The sequence below is a fragment of the Acinetobacter sp. ANC 3882 genome (assembly GCF_022549545.1).
Lineage (GTDB): Bacteria > Pseudomonadota > Gammaproteobacteria > Pseudomonadales > Moraxellaceae > Acinetobacter.
On record NZ_JAKZGB010000025.1, the window covers coordinates 1 to 434 of the forward strand.

The 434-nt window shown below is 54.4% G+C and carries 1 protein-coding gene; it reads right to left on the reverse strand.

Annotated elements, in window-relative coordinates; all coding sequences use genetic code 11:
* Nucleotides 1–434, reverse strand: a 434-nt coding sequence (locus MMO42_RS18105) for an Ig-like domain-containing protein (protein WP_241321579.1), incomplete at both ends; no start/stop codon positions are given.

Below are 434 nucleotides of genomic sequence, written 5' to 3' on the forward strand. Positions count from 1 at the left end.
CCATCGCCCGCAATTGGGTTGATGGTCACCGTGGTGGTGCCGTTGTTTGGTGGGGTGGTATCTACTGTATACACTTGCGTATCAGTGATGTTGCTGCTGTTGCCTGCGGTATCGGTGAAGGTCGCTGTCGCATCAATGGTTTTATCACCATCGGCCAATAGGTCACTGCCCGCTACACTTGCTGTCCAGTTGCCTGTCACAGGATCAACCGTTGCGGTATAGCTCACGCCATTGATCAGTAAGGTCACTGCCGTGGTTGCTGCATCAGCAGGAATACCGGTCAAGGTACCAGTGATGGTCACATTGCCTGCACCTTCAGTTGCATTCACCACGTTATCCGCGGTCACTGCATCGATGTTCAGTACTGCACCCGCTGGGTTCGGTGGTAGGCTGTCGACCACTTCACTGCCTGGTAACGATGGGTTACCTGCTGG